General features: G+C 44.1%; 18 protein-coding genes. 10 read left to right on the top strand and 8 right to left on the bottom strand.

Annotation, left to right across the window (positions count from 1 at the left end; all coding sequences use genetic code 11):
- Position 1: 1 nt before the first annotated feature.
- From ACTD55_RS07045 to ACTD55_RS07025, 5 genes are all read left to right on the top strand, one after another.
- Positions 2-505 carry a DUF2271 domain-containing protein gene (locus ACTD55_RS07045; RefSeq protein WP_438863609.1) on the top strand — a complete coding sequence of 168 codons (504 nt, stop codon included), beginning with the start codon at positions 2-4 and terminating at the stop codon, positions 503-505.
- Positions 506-519: 14 nt separating this feature from the next.
- Entirely contained in the window at positions 520-1,347 is an 828-nt protein-coding gene (locus ACTD55_RS07040) for a DUF4198 domain-containing protein (RefSeq protein WP_438863608.1), read from the top strand.
- An 11-nt stretch (positions 1,348-1,358) separates the two neighbouring features.
- A complete protein-coding gene (locus ACTD55_RS07035) occupies positions 1,359-2,717 on the top strand; it encodes a sulfite reductase subunit alpha (RefSeq protein WP_438863607.1) in 1,359 nt (452 codons plus the stop codon).
- Positions 2,718-2,876: 159 nt separating this feature from the next.
- On the top strand, positions 2,877-3,476 hold the full coding sequence (locus tag ACTD55_RS07030) for an outer membrane protein (RefSeq protein ID WP_438863606.1): 600 nt from the start codon (positions 2,877-2,879) through the stop codon (positions 3,474-3,476).
- A gap of 217 nt (positions 3,477-3,693) precedes the next feature.
- Positions 3,694-4,398: a DUF445 family protein gene (locus ACTD55_RS07025; protein WP_438863605.1), complete on the top strand. Its 705-nt coding sequence runs from the start codon at positions 3,694-3,696 to the stop codon at positions 4,396-4,398.
- A 108-nt stretch (positions 4,399-4,506) separates the two neighbouring features.
- Here ACTD55_RS07025 and ACTD55_RS07020 read toward each other — a convergent pair whose 3' ends face one another.
- The 8 genes from ACTD55_RS07020 to ACTD55_RS06985 form a co-directional block, all read right to left on the bottom strand.
- Positions 4,507-6,162, bottom strand: a complete 1,656-nt coding sequence (locus tag ACTD55_RS07020; RefSeq protein WP_438863604.1) for a right-handed parallel beta-helix repeat-containing protein — start codon at positions 6,160-6,162, stop codon at positions 4,507-4,509.
- A gap of 11 nt (positions 6,163-6,173) precedes the next feature.
- Positions 6,174-7,337: a glutathionylspermidine synthase family protein gene (locus ACTD55_RS07015; protein ID WP_438863603.1), complete on the bottom strand. Its 1,164-nt coding sequence runs from the start codon at positions 7,335-7,337 to the stop codon at positions 6,174-6,176.
- Positions 7,338-7,452: 115 nt separating this feature from the next.
- Positions 7,453-8,064 carry a DUF1190 family protein gene (locus tag ACTD55_RS07010; RefSeq protein ID WP_438863602.1) on the bottom strand — a complete coding sequence of 204 codons (612 nt, stop codon included), beginning with the start codon at positions 8,062-8,064 and terminating at the stop codon, positions 7,453-7,455.
- Between the two features lie 11 nt (positions 8,065-8,075).
- Positions 8,076-8,492, bottom strand: a complete 417-nt coding sequence (locus ACTD55_RS07005) for a DUF350 domain-containing protein (RefSeq protein ID WP_438863652.1) — start codon at positions 8,490-8,492, stop codon at positions 8,076-8,078.
- A 27-nt stretch (positions 8,493-8,519) separates the two neighbouring features.
- Positions 8,520-9,167, bottom strand: a complete 648-nt coding sequence (locus ACTD55_RS07000) for a YjfK family protein (protein ID WP_438863601.1) — start codon at positions 9,165-9,167, stop codon at positions 8,520-8,522.
- Positions 9,157-10,203, bottom strand: a complete 1,047-nt coding sequence (locus tag ACTD55_RS06995; RefSeq protein ID WP_438863651.1) for an ion channel — start codon at positions 10,201-10,203, stop codon at positions 9,157-9,159. Before ACTD55_RS06995 ends, ACTD55_RS07000 begins: the two co-directional genes overlap by 11 nt.
- Before the next feature lie 13 nt (positions 10,204-10,216).
- Entirely contained in the window at positions 10,217-10,897 is a 681-nt protein-coding gene (locus ACTD55_RS06990) for a PspA/IM30 family protein (protein WP_438863600.1), read from the bottom strand.
- A 27-nt stretch (positions 10,898-10,924) separates the two neighbouring features.
- Positions 10,925-11,314 carry a YjfI family protein gene (locus ACTD55_RS06985; protein ID WP_438863599.1) on the bottom strand — a complete coding sequence of 130 codons (390 nt, stop codon included), beginning with the start codon at positions 11,312-11,314 and terminating at the stop codon, positions 10,925-10,927.
- Positions 11,315-11,464: 150 nt separating this feature from the next.
- Between ACTD55_RS06985 and ACTD55_RS06980 the strand changes: the two genes are divergently transcribed.
- The 5 genes from ACTD55_RS06980 (at position 11,465) to secD (ending at position 16,589) form a co-directional block, all read left to right on the top strand.
- On the top strand, positions 11,465-11,746 hold the full coding sequence (locus ACTD55_RS06980) for a DUF6471 domain-containing protein (protein ID WP_438863598.1): 282 nt from the start codon (positions 11,465-11,467) through the stop codon (positions 11,744-11,746).
- Between the two features lie 261 nt (positions 11,747-12,007).
- Positions 12,008-13,054 (top strand): tRNA preQ1(34) S-adenosylmethionine ribosyltransferase-isomerase QueA, encoded by a 1,047-nt coding sequence (queA, locus tag ACTD55_RS06975; RefSeq protein WP_438863597.1) that lies wholly within the window; start codon positions 12,008-12,010, stop codon positions 13,052-13,054.
- A gap of 93 nt (positions 13,055-13,147) precedes the next feature.
- A complete protein-coding gene (gene tgt / locus ACTD55_RS06970) occupies positions 13,148-14,260 on the top strand; it encodes a tRNA guanosine(34) transglycosylase Tgt (protein ID WP_438863596.1) in 1,113 nt (370 codons plus the stop codon).
- 41 nt (positions 14,261-14,301) lie between these two features.
- Positions 14,302-14,640, top strand: coding sequence for a preprotein translocase subunit YajC (yajC, locus tag ACTD55_RS06965; protein ID WP_438863595.1), 339 nt, complete (start codon positions 14,302-14,304; stop codon positions 14,638-14,640).
- Positions 14,641-14,744: 104 nt separating this feature from the next.
- Positions 14,745-16,589 (top strand): protein translocase subunit SecD, encoded by a 1,845-nt coding sequence (gene secD, locus ACTD55_RS06960; RefSeq protein WP_438863594.1) that lies wholly within the window; start codon positions 14,745-14,747, stop codon positions 16,587-16,589.
- Positions 16,590-16,599: the final 10 nt, after the last annotated feature.

Genomic DNA, 16,599 nt, shown 5'->3' with positions numbered 1-16,599 from the left:
TATGAAGAAGCTGTTGCCATTGTTAGTGCTAAGTCTGCCCTTGAGTGCAGCGACCATTGAGGCCAATGTGGAATTGCCCAAACTGGATGTGGCGGAGTATCACGCGCCTTATCTGGCCATGTGGATCCAGAGCCAAGATCGCAGCCAGATCAAAAATCTGGCGCTTTGGTACGACCATGACAAAGCCAACCAGAAAGGTCAGGAATGGCTGAAAGATTTACGCCAATGGTGGCGTCGCAGTGGACGCAGTTTAAGCTTGCCAGTCGATGCGATTACCGGTGCAACCAAAACTGCTGGCAGTTATCAGGTGAGTTTTGATTCAGAGGCACTGGCTCTGAATGATTTACCCGCCGGTGAATATCAGTTTTATATCGAAGCGGTACGGGAGGTTGGTGGCCGTGAGGTGTTATCGGTGCCTTTTACATTACCGATTAACCACACGCAAACCCTTAATGTTCAGGGTAAGAAAGAACTGGGCCGCATCGATTTGACCATCAAACCCTAATGAAAGGACTGAATATGAAACGTACATTTTCTACTTTAATTGTAAGCACATTGGCAATGAGTTTGTCTTTTGCGGCTCAAGCTCACCGTGCCTGGTTTTTACCTGCTGCGACGGTTTTGTCAGCAGATAATGCCTGGGTGACGGTTGACGCCGCGGTATCCAACGATATTTTTCATGCTGATCATGCCCCTTTTCGTCTGAATTCGGTTGAGGTCCTTAGTCCTAACGGCAATAAAGTGGAACTTAAAAATGCCAATACTGGTAAATACCGCAGCAATTTTGATTTGCAATTGGCGCAAGAGGGAACCTATAAAGTTTTTAGTGCCAGTAGCGGTATACGTGCCCGCTGGGTCGACGCCGAAGGCAAGCGTCAGGGTTGGCCTCGCCGTGGACAGCCAGCAGAGATGGCCGAGTTTGATAAAAATGTTCCGAAAGACGCCAAAGATTTGAGTGTTAGCCAGTTTTCACGCCGTGTCGAAACGTTTGTTACCGCGGGTGCGCCTAGCAACCAGGTATTCAAGCCAAGTAATGAAGGGCTGGAGCTGGTACCTGTTACTCATCCCAATGATTTATATGCCGGTGAAAGTGCCGAGTTTACCTTATTGATTGATGGGGAGCCGGCTGCGGGGGCGGAAGTATTAGTACTGGCAGGCGGTATGCGTTATCGCACCTCCCAGAATGCAATCAAAGCAGTCGCTGATAAAAATGGTCTGTTTAGGGTAAGCTGGCCCCAAGCGGGAATGTACTGGTTATCGGCCAGTTATGAAGATGACAACGCCAAAGCGCCCGCAACTCGTCGCAGTGGCGGCTACAGCGCAACCTTTGAAGTGTTGCCACAGTAAATTAATCTTGCATGTCTGAATCCGAACGTCTGTTACTGGCCATCCTGACGATTGCCCTTTATAGCCTGCTTTGCTTGTTAAGCTGGTTTAATTATCAGCGTAAATCCCGTCAGAAAAATGCGCAGATGCGTAGAGATGACGGCACTATTTTGGTGGCTTATGCCAGTCAGACCGGCACGGCTGAATCCATCGCGCGGCAATGTGCCGCGTTATTTGATGGTCAGTTACCGGTGCAATTATTATCGCTAAATCAGGTCAATGAAGATGTGCTGGCAACAACGCGTCAGGCGCTCTTTGTGGTCTCTACCTATGGAGAAGGCGAGGCTCCGGATAATGGCGCTGCATTTGCCAAACATTTTTTAACCGGCAGCTTGCAGCAGGATTTATCTCATTTGCAATTTAGCGTGATGGCGTTGGGTGACAAACTCTATCAACAATTTTGCGGATTTGGCCATCAACTCTATCTGGGGTTGTGCCAGTTAGGCGCGTTGCCGATTATTGAACCGCTGGAATCCTGTGCCAGTGAAGGGCATCGTCCTCAAGCATTGATCAGCAAATGGCAAAGTGCGTCGGGTTTACATTCGGATCTGGTATTTGAACAACAGCAAATCTCGCCCCCCGCAGAAAATCAGTTTGAACCATGGCAACTGAGTCAGCGGCAATTACTTAATCAGGGCAGTCCCGGTGCTGATGCATACTTTATCACCTTGCGTTCATTAGTTAATCGTCCGGAATGGCGGGTAGGTGATATCGCCGAACTGCAATTTAGTCGCGGCGTGACTCGTCAATATAGTATTGCCAATTTGTCGGGAACCGGTGTTATCGAACTGATTGTGCGTCAGCATCAGTTTGCTGATGGTTCACTGGGGGTAGGGTCAGGCTGGTTAACCCATTTAGCAGGACTTAACGATATTGTGGAATTGAAAATTAAACCCAATCCGGCTTTTTACGCGGTGGATGCCGATATTCCGGCAATTTTTATCGGCAGCGGTACAGGATTAGCTGGTTTACGCGCACATATATTGCAGCGTCTGCAATATCCGGGGAGTCGAAGCTGGTTGATTTTTGGCGAACGTGATCCGGATAAAGACGCTTTTCTTGGAGACGAGGTACGGAGTTGGCAACAGCAGGGAGTGATCGTTAGCAAAGCCTTTTCGCGGGATAAAACATGTCCCCGCTATGTGCAAGACGTCATGTTGGCGCATGCAGATAATTTAAGGCAGTGGATCGTTAATGGGGCGTTAGTTTTTGTCTGTGGCAACCGCAAAGGCATGGCTCAAGGTGTCGATAATGCGTTACAGCAAATCTTGGATGAAACTCAATATCAAGCGTTGATTATCCAGCAACGATATCGGCGCGATATTTATTGATGAAATTAATTAACAACTAAATCAGTAAAGCGTTGTCACAAGTGTTAGAAATTATTCATTAAATTAGGAGTAATTGAACTTTTCATAATTTAGCAAAGCAACTTGGTTTTGAATTGAATATCTGATGAAGTAATCGAATTATTTTAAAAAGGACTTTAAATGAAAAAAGCACCCACTATTGTTTCCACAATATTTCTATCGACTGTTATTGCTCCTGTATCAGCTAAAACAATTGATAATTGGTATGTTGGCAGTTTATATACGGAACAAAAAATCTCTTTAAGCCCCGTCAGTCGGGATTTCAATACCGCAGGTCTTATTGTCGGTTATCAATACAATAACTATATGGCAGTTGAAACACGATTTTCAAAAGGCACGTCTGGAAATACCTTTAATGTTAGTTTAGGCGGTTTTCCCGCAGAAAGTTTTGATACCGATATAAATTATCAAACTTCACTATTAATTAAGGTGTCTTATCCACTTACTGATAGATTTGGTATTTATGCTACATCGGGTTATTCCAAGACTAAAATAGACCAAAATGGTACTTTCGATTCAGGGGATATATTAACGGACGTCAATACAGCAAAACATTCATACACTGAGAGTGGCTTAATTTATGGCCTTGGGTTTGATTATAAAGTGAGCAATAGTGTTAGGTTTTTTATTGATTATAATATGCTTTCGGAATTCAATCCGAACCCTGCTATTTCAGCAGATTGGAAGAGTATTAATATTGGTTTTAACTACGCTTTTTAACATAGTTTACGAGTAACGGGATAGGGCTGACTTTAATGATTAAATTTTTAGCCAGCCATATCTAATCTACTCGTTTAAAGCGTTTTGTGATCCATTCAAATGGTTATCCCCTGCACAGCTCACTAACCAGATACAATCCCATCGAATATTGACAGTCGTAGCGAGATTAGTATATTTGCTGCGATTTTTCGCATTATTAACTCATTCGGGGAAAGCAGTGAATAAGAATATAGTGACAAACGGTCTGGCGTTTTTGTTAGTGGCGGTGGGGATCATTCTGGACAACGATATTGCTAAATCCGTCGGATTATTTGCGCTGTCCGGTGCGCTTACCAATTCACTGGCAATCTATATGTTATTTGAGAAAGTCCCCGGTTTATATGGCTCTGGGGTAATTCCGGATCGCTTTGAGGAATTCAAACAGGGGATTCGCAATTTGATGATGGAACAGTTCTTTACTCATCAAAATATTCAGCGGTTACTGAGCCAGGAGCATGACAGATTTGATCTTGATCTGTCGCCAATCATAGCCAAAGTTGATCTGGCGCCCACGTTTGATTCCTTGGTTGAAGTGATTAAAGCGTCGTCTTTTGGTCAAATGTTGGGAATGTTTGGCGGCGCTGCCGCACTGGAGCCATTGCGAGAACCTTTTATCAGCAAGATGCAATCGGCGTTACTGGATATTAGTCAAGATGACAATTTTAAAAGCGCATTGCAGCAGCAATTATCCAAACCGGGGCTGACAGACGAGATGCATCAGCAAATCTCACAGATTGTGGATAATCGTCTGAATGAACTCACCCCGCAACTAGTCAAGGAAATCATTCAACAAATGATTAAACAACATTTAGGCTGGCTGGTGGTATGGGGCGGTGTCTTCGGTGGTTTGATCGGTTTAGCTGCGGCGCTATTGAGGCTTTAACCCAATAGCAATGTCACACATCGGTGTGTGATAATCACGTAACAAAGAAAGGCTTTTTCGTTATTTTGAATGACACAAACGAAGTTTTTATTCATTCAAATCATTGAGTTAACGCTCGGATAGAACAGTAATCACTTTCTCCTTACGCGCCGCTCTGCCTTTATCATCCCAGACAATCAGGGTGACACGGTATGATCCTGGCTGGGTGTAGGTGAAGGTGGGGTTGTTTTGGTTACTGGGTAGACCATCATCGAAATCCCACAATACATGCGCGCTATTGCCTGCCGAATCCTTGGAAACAGATGAATTGATAAATTGAATTGGGGTATTCATCCTAACAGTTGCGTCATTGGTAAAGTTGACAACAGGTAATGCGCTACGCACAAATCCTGAAGATGCCGGAACGTTGTCGTCGCCATTACCATTCACTTTATTATTGCTCCATTGCAGATCCTTACCCGGGTAAGTAGTAATGGCTGCTAACTTATTTCCAACTATGCTGTTGTTGATAAAGGTAAATTGGTCAATATTCGTACCATTAAATTCAATGCCTAGTCCCTGATTGTTGTTGAAGGTATTTTGTTCTAGAGTGATGTGATGTGTATTGCCATTAACCCGAAAGCCATGTCCCTGATCGGGGTAAGAGGATTGGGGATGATTTCTGTAAGTATAAGAAAATGTATTGTGGTAAAAATAATGGTAACTGAGTCCCTGTGATTCTCCTTGCAACTGCGCCCCCCAGTCTGCCGCATGTTTGATGGTGTTACGTCCCCAAAAAATATATTCCTTTGGATAATTTATTGATATGGAAATACCGGTTTTTGTGCCGCCATCAACCAGGTTGTCGGTAAATATATTATTGGTGCCGCCCGCAAGTTCCAGCGCGGCATATTTCCAGTCTGAGGATTTATCGGTCGTTATTTTATTGCGACGTATCGCGCTGTAGTTAGTTTTATCCAGACTAATCCAGTGATCAACGATGTTGTCTTCAATAGTGGCACGATTGCATTCGGTATGTACCTCAATAGACAGGCCTTCAGCCGCTTTGCCAATGCCACTAATACGGTTTTCACGGATAATGAGATCGGTAGAGCCCTGATTGGCCAGTATTCCTCCACGCCCAGTATCGGTGATGGTATTGCTTAAAACTTGATTGTGTGACGCACCATTAGCCAATCGAACTGCGGCGCCCCACGGTGAGTTAACGCCAATATTTCTAAATGTGTTGTCCACTATCACGCTGTGGGTTACTGAATCCGTCCAACTGGCACTACCGGAAAATAGCACTCCATGCGGTCCGAAGCCGTTGTGATTGAGATTTTTTATGGTCAGATGATGCAGTTTATGGCCACTGCCTTTTTCGGCAAAAATGGCATTGGCCACATCGCGATTATTTCCATCCAACGTCAATGAGGCAATTTCTACCCTGGATACACCAGATAACGTCATCATCGAATAAATGTTATCTCCAGCAAACTGAATAACGGTATTGTTTTGTGATTGACCGGTAATCTTGATGTTTGTTTTTAACAGAATAGGGCGGCTAATTTTATAAATCCCGTCGGGAATAAACAGCGTATCACTCGCGCTGGTTTCATTAATAGCTTGCTGAATGCTGACTACATCGTCGGTATTATCATTTCCTGTGGCACCGTAATCTGTCACGTTAATGGTGGTGGCGCTGACTGAACTCTGTCCAATCCAGACCGGTAGAATCCCAAAAACTAGGAATAGCCCAATAAATTTGTGAAGGCGGCTAGCCATCGTTATTGTTCCTATAAAATAATATGCGGTAAGTAGCGGGACATATCCTGAGTGATGGCCGATTTGTCTTCCCTTACCGATATACCCGCTGGCTGGTCATCCACTAACCATGAGCCAATTAAGGTATGGTTATCACCGAACTTGGGTAACCCATACCATTGCTGATAAATAAAGCCTTCTTCGCCATAAGGGCCATCGGCATCGATAATGGTTTTACCGTCTTTAATCACGCTAACGTTGGCACCTTCTCGGGAAAATATCGGCTTTTTGACCAGTTGGCTCTGGTCGGCCAGATGCAGTTCATCTTCAAACCAGGCGGGTAGTAAATTAGGGTGTTTGGGAAACATTTTCCATAACATCGGCAATAAGGCTTTGTTGGATAAAACCGATTTCCATAACGGTTCCAGCCAATTAACCTCGGCTGTTTCAATATGCTCGCCAAAGGCCTCGCGCTGCATAAACTCCCACGGGTAGAGTTTAAACATTGATTGGATAGGCTTATCCACTAAATCGGTAAAATCACCTGATTCACCCAATCCAATATCTTCGATAAACACAAAGTCGTCGCGTAACCCTGCTTCTTTGGCGCAATCCTGTAAATATTGCACCGTGCCACGATCTTCCTCGGTGTCTTTGCAGCAGGCAAAATGCAGCTGATTAATTTGATAATGACGGGCGATTGCATCAAACCGGTTGACCAGTTTTTCCTGTAAGGAATTAAATTGGTCAGCGGCTTGATTGATATGCCCCTGATTAACCAAATCTTCCAGCCATAACCACTGCCAGAAACCCGATTCATACAGGGAAGTAGGCGTATCGGCATTGTTTTCGTAAAATTTGGCAGGGCCTGTGCCGTGATAGGCTAAATCCAGACGGGAATAGAGACTCGGATCCTGACGTTGCCACGAATCGGCAATGGGCTGCCAAAAGGCTTGAGGAATTTGGAACTGCTGTAATAACTGTTCATCGTTAACGACTTTATCCACCACTTGCAAACACATCTGATGCAACTCGGCAGTAGGATCTTCCAAATCCTGTTCGATTTGTTTGAGACTGAACTGATAATAAGCCGATTCATCCCAGTAGGGCTCACCGTACAAGGTGTGAAAATGAAAGCCAAAGGCTTTCGCCCTGGCTTGCCAGTCAGGGCGCGGTGCTGAAGCGATGCGTAACATTTGTTCTCAATTATTGGCTAACTATTATATTGCCGAAGCTCGAAGCTCGAAGCTCGAAGCTCGAAGCTCGAAGCTCGAAGCTCGAAGCTCGAAGCTCGAAGCTCGAAGCTCAATCCTATCCGCCCCAACCACCTTTACTGGAACTACCCCAGCTAGATTTTGCTCTGACCGAAGAACCAAAACCACCCCGTTGCATGGTTTTGGTAACAGTGGGTTTAGGTTTGTAAGCATTTTTACTGACGCGCAGATTACGGTTACGCAAGTCACCATAATCGTTGCCATCAGCGGTTATCCAGTGGTTACGATACGGTGAATAACGCGAATAGGAAGTAAATAGCGGTTGCGAGTAGTAAGGGCCAGGACTGAGTAAGTTACTTAGCATATAACCGGCCATAAAGGGCATAAAAAACGACCCTCCACCACTATGAGTCTGGCGGCACTGATTGGCACCAAATTCATATTCACAGTCATTCATGCTGTTGTATTTTGGCGCGGTACGTTCGGCATCTTGTAAAGCCTGCTGATAGGCCGCCTTACATTCTTGCTCGTGTCCTGGATTGGCACTGGAGCAGTCATCTTCACTGGTATAAACCGTGGCGTCTTGTTTGGGACTGCTGCAGGCACTGAGCATCACCGCCGTGACACTAAGGGCAAGAGGTTTGAGTGCAAAATGCTTGCGCATTCTACTTAGGTTGATTGTGCGACTACGTTTAATCGATTCATTCACAACATTACCCCCTAATAACTCATGCAAGCGGCATTGAGCAAACCAACTGCAACTGACATGCCGGCCAACATAATACCGGCGGAGGTTTCATTGTTGCTGATACGTTCAGCAATCATGGGCATAAAGGTAAAACGTAATAAACCAAAAGCAAACAATTGGGCAAGCAATGCCACGATGCCCCAAATTACAAAATCAACTAAATGGGTAGAATTAGTGGCGGCACTGGCTAATGCCAATGAAAAACCAATCATGGCGCCAGCAAAACCGATAGCGGCGGCATCACTCTTGTCTTCTTTAACCAGTTTCCACTCATCGTGAGGAGTGACAAAAGCGTAAGCAATTTTAAAGATAAACAGCAGCGCAATTGAGACGATAAAATACAGGGCAAAATTAGTCAGGCCGCTTAACGATTGTAAAATCAGTTCCATCATAGTTTCCTTTAATTTATTAAAGTGTTATCCGTTAATACGAATATCCGCAGGTTGAAGATTAAACCCGGTACTGATTACCCGGCAGCGGTCAAGATTGTTACCCACTTGTTTTTCTTCGCCGCTGACCATCAGTGACTCAAATTCGTCTTCTCCAATGGCTCGTTCATATAACATCACAAATTGATCCGTTTCGCTAACATCACCATCCTGTTCGTAGGTTTTTTCGGTCATCGCCACCGGTGGAGACTGTTCACCTACGGCATTCCAGACGCGGCTGAAGGTTTGTTGTTCCAATTGATACTCAGGTTGGGAAATATCCGAGTTAACAAGCTGTTGCCACTGTTGGTCATTGCCAACGGTTTGCGTGTCGAAAAAGTACCATAGTTTTACATCCGTAATATGGTTTTCGGTATCACCGCCATCCATTACCACCTGCACAAACGCATCGTCATCGGTGTAAAAACGTAAAATTTTACCGCCAGTATCGAGGTGCACTTCACCTACGGCCTGAATCAGATGCTGACTGGCGGCATTCTCGATAATCAGTTGTGGCTCGATTAAGCGTAATTTCAATGGATCGATTTCAAATGAGCCGCCCAGATACAAGCCCATTATCTCTGGAGCATCGACTTTATTGTCAGTGTCTTTTTTGCCAAACCATTTACTGAACATGAAAGGTCTCCCAGTCGATATTTTTCAGCCTGCGAGAGGCGATATAGTAAATTTTATCGCCTGGCGCTAATAAGGTGGTCAGATTCGGATTAAGTTCAATTTGTTTAAGGTGATTAGCCAGTCCGATGACGGTCGCGTTATAAGACTTTTTCAGGCCAATAAAAAGTTGCTCTACCGTAATTGGCTGCTGGAGTTCCGGAACGCTAACCGAATATTGGGCCTGCCCGTCGTCTTCCACATTCAGCAAATCGTGATGCAGAGAGCTGGAACCGGGATCAAATGCTGATTTAGCCAGCATTTCCACTGCGACGCTGGGAGTGCATTCGACATTGGTACAATGTTGTTTAAGCAACTTACTTAAACTCTCGTCCTCAAAGTAAACCAGTAGATGATTGTTCGGGTTACGTTGATGGCAATACAGCGCGGTGGTCATGGTTTCGTCGTCACGGGGATTGTCGACGATAATCACCGAGGCATCGGCTATGCACGCCCGATTCATATCCACATCTTTATTAAACGAGTTAACCTTTACAAATTCAATCTGTCCGGGAAGGGGATTGGCTATATCAGCGCGAACACAAAGTACGATTGCTTGTTGTTTATTCGCTTCGTCACGTTCACGTAATAGTAAATTGAGTAAGTGCATGGTGCGTTCACCGTGCCAGCCGATGACTAAAATATGCTGAGAAACATGAATTGCTTTCAAACCTTTTACTCCTTTATGCCATTGCTGTGAGATCCAGGCGGCGGCGCGCCCCACAATCAGGGCAAAAATACTGAGGCCGAAGGGAATAATAAAAATACTGGTGACGTATTTTCCCGCATCAGTGGTCGGCGACATATCGCCATAGCCTACGGTTGAGCCGGTTACCATTAGCCAATAGAGAAAATCAGGCCATTGAATTAATGCGGTTTCATTACTTATCCATAACAATAGCCAGCTTATTGTGGCATAAACAATAAGCGCCAGTACTACAGAGTACCAGCGCATATGGATAAAATGTTTCAGGACCAGTTTTCTGATTTTCTGAATCATTGGCATAGAGCGATTATTTTCCTAATATTCGGCTTAACTCATCATCTGCGGACGTTTCGCCACCTTTGATGCCAGCATTGGCCAGACGTTTTTCCAAATCATCGGTGGATTCATCTGCAGCCAGTTCTTGAGCTGCTTGCAGTTCGGCATTACGCATATTCTGCTTATCCTGAATACGTTGTAAAGACTCGGTAGCCGTTTTCATTTTGCTGTTGGCACCCATATGGCGCGATGATACGGCAACCTGCGCTTTTTGTACTGACTCGGTGGCCTTAACCATATCCACTTGCTGCTCCAGGCGGCGCAAATTGTTTTTGGCTTGGCTGATATTTTCGGCCAGCTGTTTTTCCGATTGCTTGAACTGATCCAGATATTGCTGTTCTGTATTCATTTCAGCTTTTAGGTCGGCCACTTTCTGGGCGCAATCCAACGCTAACTGACGATCGGTATCAATGGCTTTGCGAGCATGTTCTTCATACTGGCTAATCGATGACTGTAAACTGTCGACCTTTTGTTGAGCCAGTTTACACTTGGCCAGAATTTGCGTACGAGCATGATCTGAACGACGTAATTCTTCTTTGGCATCACGAATTTCCTGTTCAAGGATACGAATTGCCTGACTATCGGCAACCGCTTCAGCTGCTTCGGTAACGCCACCTTTAACGGCAGTAACTAATTTTCTCCAAACAGACATAATTGTCTCCTCACACTGTGACTAGGGTTATTTCAGATGTTCCTGATAGGCATCCAGGAAGCCGGCAACATTCTGAAATAAGGTTTCTATTTCAATCAGCACGCTTTGTTCTTTGGACTGGGAACTAAGTGCACCAAATGCGATGTAATATTCTTGTCCGGAAATGTTTGAAATACCCACGGTACTCAACGGAAAAATCATATGTGTCTTGAGTATTTCTGCATTCAGGGCGGCTGTGTCTTTTACTTCGTCGATTGAAAACAGTAACGACTCAACCAATATTTGTTCACCGCTAATGGCTAACCAGGCATCGATACCATCTGAATTAGCGATTAACAGACAATTTTCTTCATGAGTGACGACATAGTCATCATTACTACTGATAAGGGTCTTAAGTTGGTCAAGATCCCAAGTCATGGCTACTCTCCTTTAAAGCATCTGACTAAGTTGTTCTGGGCACTATAATAGTCAGTAAAAAAATAGTTAGTCAAACATTAATTTATTTTATTTGAATAAAAAAGTGTTTGAATGTAAATTATACGTCACATTTGTTGTGGGTTAATTATTATGCATGCAAGTCCAAAAACGGCCGATTGGCGCCAATTAGTTCAACGCTTACTGAAAGCTGAGATGTCTCGTCGTGGTGTTAAATACCAAGATCTCAGTGACCGTCTGTCCAGTATCGGCATAGATCAAAGCGCAGACAACCTGAGAAATAAAGTGAATAAGGGAATATTGGGTGCGGATCTATTGTTACAAATTATGTTTGTACTCAATGTGAGACGAATAGAGCGGGAAGATATGTTAGATATTTTTGCCGATATGGGCATCGCGACGGATGATAACTAATAGCAAACCGTATCAGCGGAAAAAAGATAAAAAAAACCCGGCGGGAGCCGGGTTAAAATGTTAGACAGGGACATAACCTGTTAAAGCTTTATGGAAGAAACAGACTGAATGATACGTATAAATATTATTGATGTCGGTATTAAAAGTGCATTAAAGGTATAAATTAAAATACCTAACTTGCTGCAAAATCACGAATATAGCCTAACTTGAGATAGTTAGGGGATATACGTAAAATGCGCTGTGAATTTTTCTGGTACCCCTATGAAACTGTCTGATTTTAATTTTGAACTTCCCGATGAACTAATTGCTCGCTATCCGATGAAAGATCGTTCTGCCAGTCGTTTGTTGCATCTAAATGGCCAATCCGGTGCGGTACAGCACTTACAATTTAAAAATATCTTTGATCTGCTCAATGAAGGCGATCTTTTAGTATTCAACAATACCCGGGTTATTCCTGCGCGACTACTTGGACAGAAACAGTCTGGTGGAAAAGTTGAAGTGTTGGTAGAACGTATATTAGATGAGCAACGAGTGTTAGCTCATGTGCGAGCCAGTAAAGCACCTAAACCCGGAACGATACTCATTCTGGAGCAACAGGTTAAAGTGGAAATGCTGCAGCGCCACGATGCCTTATTTGAGTTGCAGTTTTTAACCGAACAACCGGTACTGGAGGTATTGGAACAGTTTGGTCACATGCCATTACCGCCTTATATCGATCGTCCTGACGAGGATTCGGATAAAGAACGTTATCAGACGGTGTATAACGATAAACCCGGAGCGGTAGCCGCGCCAACGGCAGGATTGCATTTTGATGATCAAATTCTGCAACAACTCAAGGATAAAGGGGTTCAACAAGCCTTTGTCACCTTGCATGTGGGAGCGGGAACGTTTCAGCCGGTGCGGGTAGATAATATTCTGGAGCATCAAATGCATGCGGAATATGCCGAAGTGCCACAGGAGGTGGTAGATGCCATCCTGGCCACAAAAGCAAAAGGTAAAAGAGTGGTAGCGGTGGGAACCACATCAGTACGTTCTCTGGAGTCAGCCGCTCAGGCCGCGTTGAAACAACAAACGGATCTACAACCTTATTATGCTGATACCGATATTTTTATTTATCCCGGTTATCAGTTTCAGATTGTTGATGCCATGTTGACGAATTTTCATTTACCCGAATCGACTTTATTGATGTTAATCAGTGCTTTTGTAGGGCGAGACAAGGTGATGAGTGCCTATCAACAAGCCATAGAGCAGAAATATCGTTTCTTTAGTTATGGTGATGCGATGTTTATTGAGCGGGCTGAACAGTAAATTTACTTTATAAAATCGAGGCGTGTTCGTATATAATCAGCGCTCTTTTTTCTCAGCTCCGGACTGTTTTCCGGTCTGCTGTCAGGATTTTTTATGCAATTTGAATTAATTAAAACCGATGGAAAAGCTCGTCGGGGTAGAATGACTTTTCAACGTGGAGTGGTGGAAACGCCTGCGTTTATGCCTGTTGGTACCTACGGCACGGTTAAGGGAATGACTCCGGAGGAACTGGAAGATACCGGTGCACATATCTGTTTAGGTAATACCTTTCATTTAATGTTACGTCCCGGCACTGAAGTGATGAAGTTACATGGTGACTTACATGACTTTATGCATTGGGATAAACCTATATTGACTGATTCCGGTGGTTTTCAGGTATTCAGCTTAGGTGAACTTCGCAAAATTACCGAGGAAGGTGTGACGTTCCGTTCCCCCATCAACGGTGAAAAAATCATGCTTACCCCGGAAAAGTCCATGCATGTCCAGCGTGATCTTGGCTCGGATATCGTAATGATTTTTGATGAATGTACGCCTTATCCTGCGGAAGAATCAGTAGCACGTAAATCGATGGAACTCTCATTACGCTGGGCACAGCGCAGTAAAGATGCCCATGCCGGTAACCCGTCAGCGTTATTTGGCATTATTCAGGGCGGTATGCATGAAGGTTTGCGCGATATTTCGTTGCGAGGATTGGTGGATATTGGTTTTGACGGCTATGCCATTGGGGGATTGTCGGTAGGCGAACCTAAAGAAGATATGATCCGTATTTTGGATCATACCGCGGAAAAGATCCCGGCAGATAAGCCTCGTTATCTGATGGGAGTCGGTAAACCGGAAGATATTGTTGAAGCGGTGCGCCGTGGCATTGATATGTTTGATTGTGTGATGCCAACCCGTAATGCTCGTAACGGACATTTGTTTGTCACCGAAGGTATTGTCAAGATTCGCAATGCCAAGCATAAAACCGATACCGGCCCATTAGATGAAAAATGTGACTGTTACACTTGTAAAAATTATTCGCGGTCATATTTACATCATTTGGACAAGTGCAATGAGATACTCGGTGCCAGACTTAATACCATTCACAACCTGCGTTATTATCAACGAGTAATGCAAGGATTGCGGGATGCGATTGATGCCGGTCAACTTGATCAGTTTGTGACTGAGTTTTATCAACAAAAAGACATGCCAGTGCCAGCACTGTGATGCTTTATAAAATATAAAAATTTATTAATTAGGGGAAAAACATGAGTTTATTTATTTCAAATGCCTACGCACAAGCTGCACCTGGTGGCGCGCAAGATGGCGGTATGTCAATGCTGATTATGTTGGGTATTTTCGGTCTGATTTTTTATTTCATGCTGTATCGTCCACAAGCTAAACGCGTTAAAGAGCACAAGAATCTGGTTGCTTCGTTAAGCAAAGGGGATGAGGTGCTAACGCAAGGTGGCATGGTAGGTAAAATAGTAAAAGTAAGTGAAGAAAAAGATTTTGTTGAACTGGCATTGAATGAAGCCACCAACATTGTGGTACAGAAATCGGCTATTTCGGCAGTATTGCCCAAAGGCACGATGAAAAGCCTGTAATTTTTGAACTGGGTTTACCTGAGTATGCCGGTGCTTGTTTGCTACTTAATGAATAAGCGCCGGTTAGCGAGGTTTTATCGTCAACCCAAACAAAGGAATATCTTGTGTTAAACAAAACTCCATTATGGAAGTACCTAATGGTGATTTTTATTATCGCCATTGGGGCTTTGTATGCTTCACCGAATCTATATGGTGAAGATCACGCCATTCAGATTTCGGCTGGTCGTAATGCCACCGTCACCATGCAGACATTAAAGCAGGTTGAAGACGATCTGCAGCAAGCAAATATTAAAATCAAAAGCGCTGTATTAGAAAACGATCAAATTCTAATTCGAGTGCCCGATTCAGAAACTCAATTACTTGCTCGTGAAATGTTAGATAAATCCATGGGTGACAATTATTACGTAGCCATGAATTTGGCACCGGATACACCAAAATGGTTAGAGTCATTAGGGGCTGAACCGATTAAATTGGGACTGGATTTACGTGGTGGTGTGCACTTTTTGATGGAAGTGGACATGAACTTGGCCATTGCTAAATCCATGGAAGACATGGTTGGTGATTTCCGTACTTCATTGCGCGAAGAAGGAATTCGTTACCGCACTGTTCGCCAGTTGGACGAAGGTGTTGATATCCAGTTTCGTGACCAAGAAACCTTGGATCAAGGATTAGCGTTTTTAAAGAAACGTAATCCAGACTTAGTCTTCAATGAAAAAGATAATCTAATGATTCTGGCTACCATGTCAGAAAAGAAGTTACTTGAAACTCGCGATTATGCCGTAAAACAAAATATTACTATTATGCGTAATCGGGTTAACCAGTTAGGTGTTGCCGAGCCGTTAATTCAACGCCAGGGTGCTGATCGTATCGTGGTGCAATTACCGGGTATTCAGGATACTGCTCGGGCGAAAGAAATCCTTAACGCTACAGCCACACTGGAATTGCGCATGGTGGATACCGAACATGATGTAGGCTCGGCTGTTGACGGGCGCGTACCACCGGGTTCTCAATTAATCAATGACCAAAGTAATCGACCTCATCTGCTTGAGAAAAAGATCATGCTTACCGGTAATCATATTATCGATGCAAGCAGCAGTCTGGATGAGTATGGTCGTCCACAGGTCAATATTTCACTCGATTCAGATGGTGGTAATAAAATGTCTGCCGGTACCAAGGGCAACATTGGCAAGCCCATGGCTACCGTGTTTATTGAATATAAGCCCTTAGCTGAACGGGATGAAAATGATAAACCGAAATTTGAAAAAGTAGAGCAAATTATCAGTGTTGCGACAATTCAAAGCCGTTTGGGGCGTGATTTCCGTATTACTGGTTTAGATTCGCCTCAAGAAGCACAAAACCTGGCGTTGCTGCTTCGCGCGGGGGCCTTGATTGCGCCGATTCAAATTGTGGAAGAACGTACCGTTGGCCCAAGTCTGGGACAAGAAAATATTGATTTAGGAATGCAGGCCATCGTTTGGGGCTTTGCGTTAGTGTTGATCTTTATGGCGGTGTATTACCGTAAATTTGGTTTAGTCGCCAATGTGGCGCTTGCTACTAACCTGGTCATGATTGTCGGTATTATGTCAATGATTCCGGGTGCCACATTAACCTTGCCGGGCATGGCGGGTATTGTTTTGACCGTAGGTATGGCGGTAGATGCTAATGTACTGATCTTTGAGCGTATTAGAGAAGAAATGCGCGACGGCCGAGGCCCTCAGCAAGCTATTCATCAAGGTTATGATAGTGCTTTCTCAACTATTTTGGATGCCAATATCACCACCTTAATCGCTGCGATTATTTTGTTTGCCATCGGTACCGGTTCAATTAAAGGTTTCTCAATTACTCTGGCCATCGGAATTATCACTTCGATGTTTACCGCTATCGTGGTAACACGAGTGATCATTAATGGTTTTTGGGGAGGCAAACGCCTCGACAAATTGTCGATTTAGGCGGAGTAAC

Source organism: Neptunicella sp., from assembly GCF_048268085.1.
GTDB lineage: Bacteria > Pseudomonadota > Gammaproteobacteria > Enterobacterales > Alteromonadaceae > Neptunicella.
The sequence above is the reverse complement of the archived record's forward strand: the minus strand, read 5'-3'. Positions and strand labels throughout refer to the sequence as shown.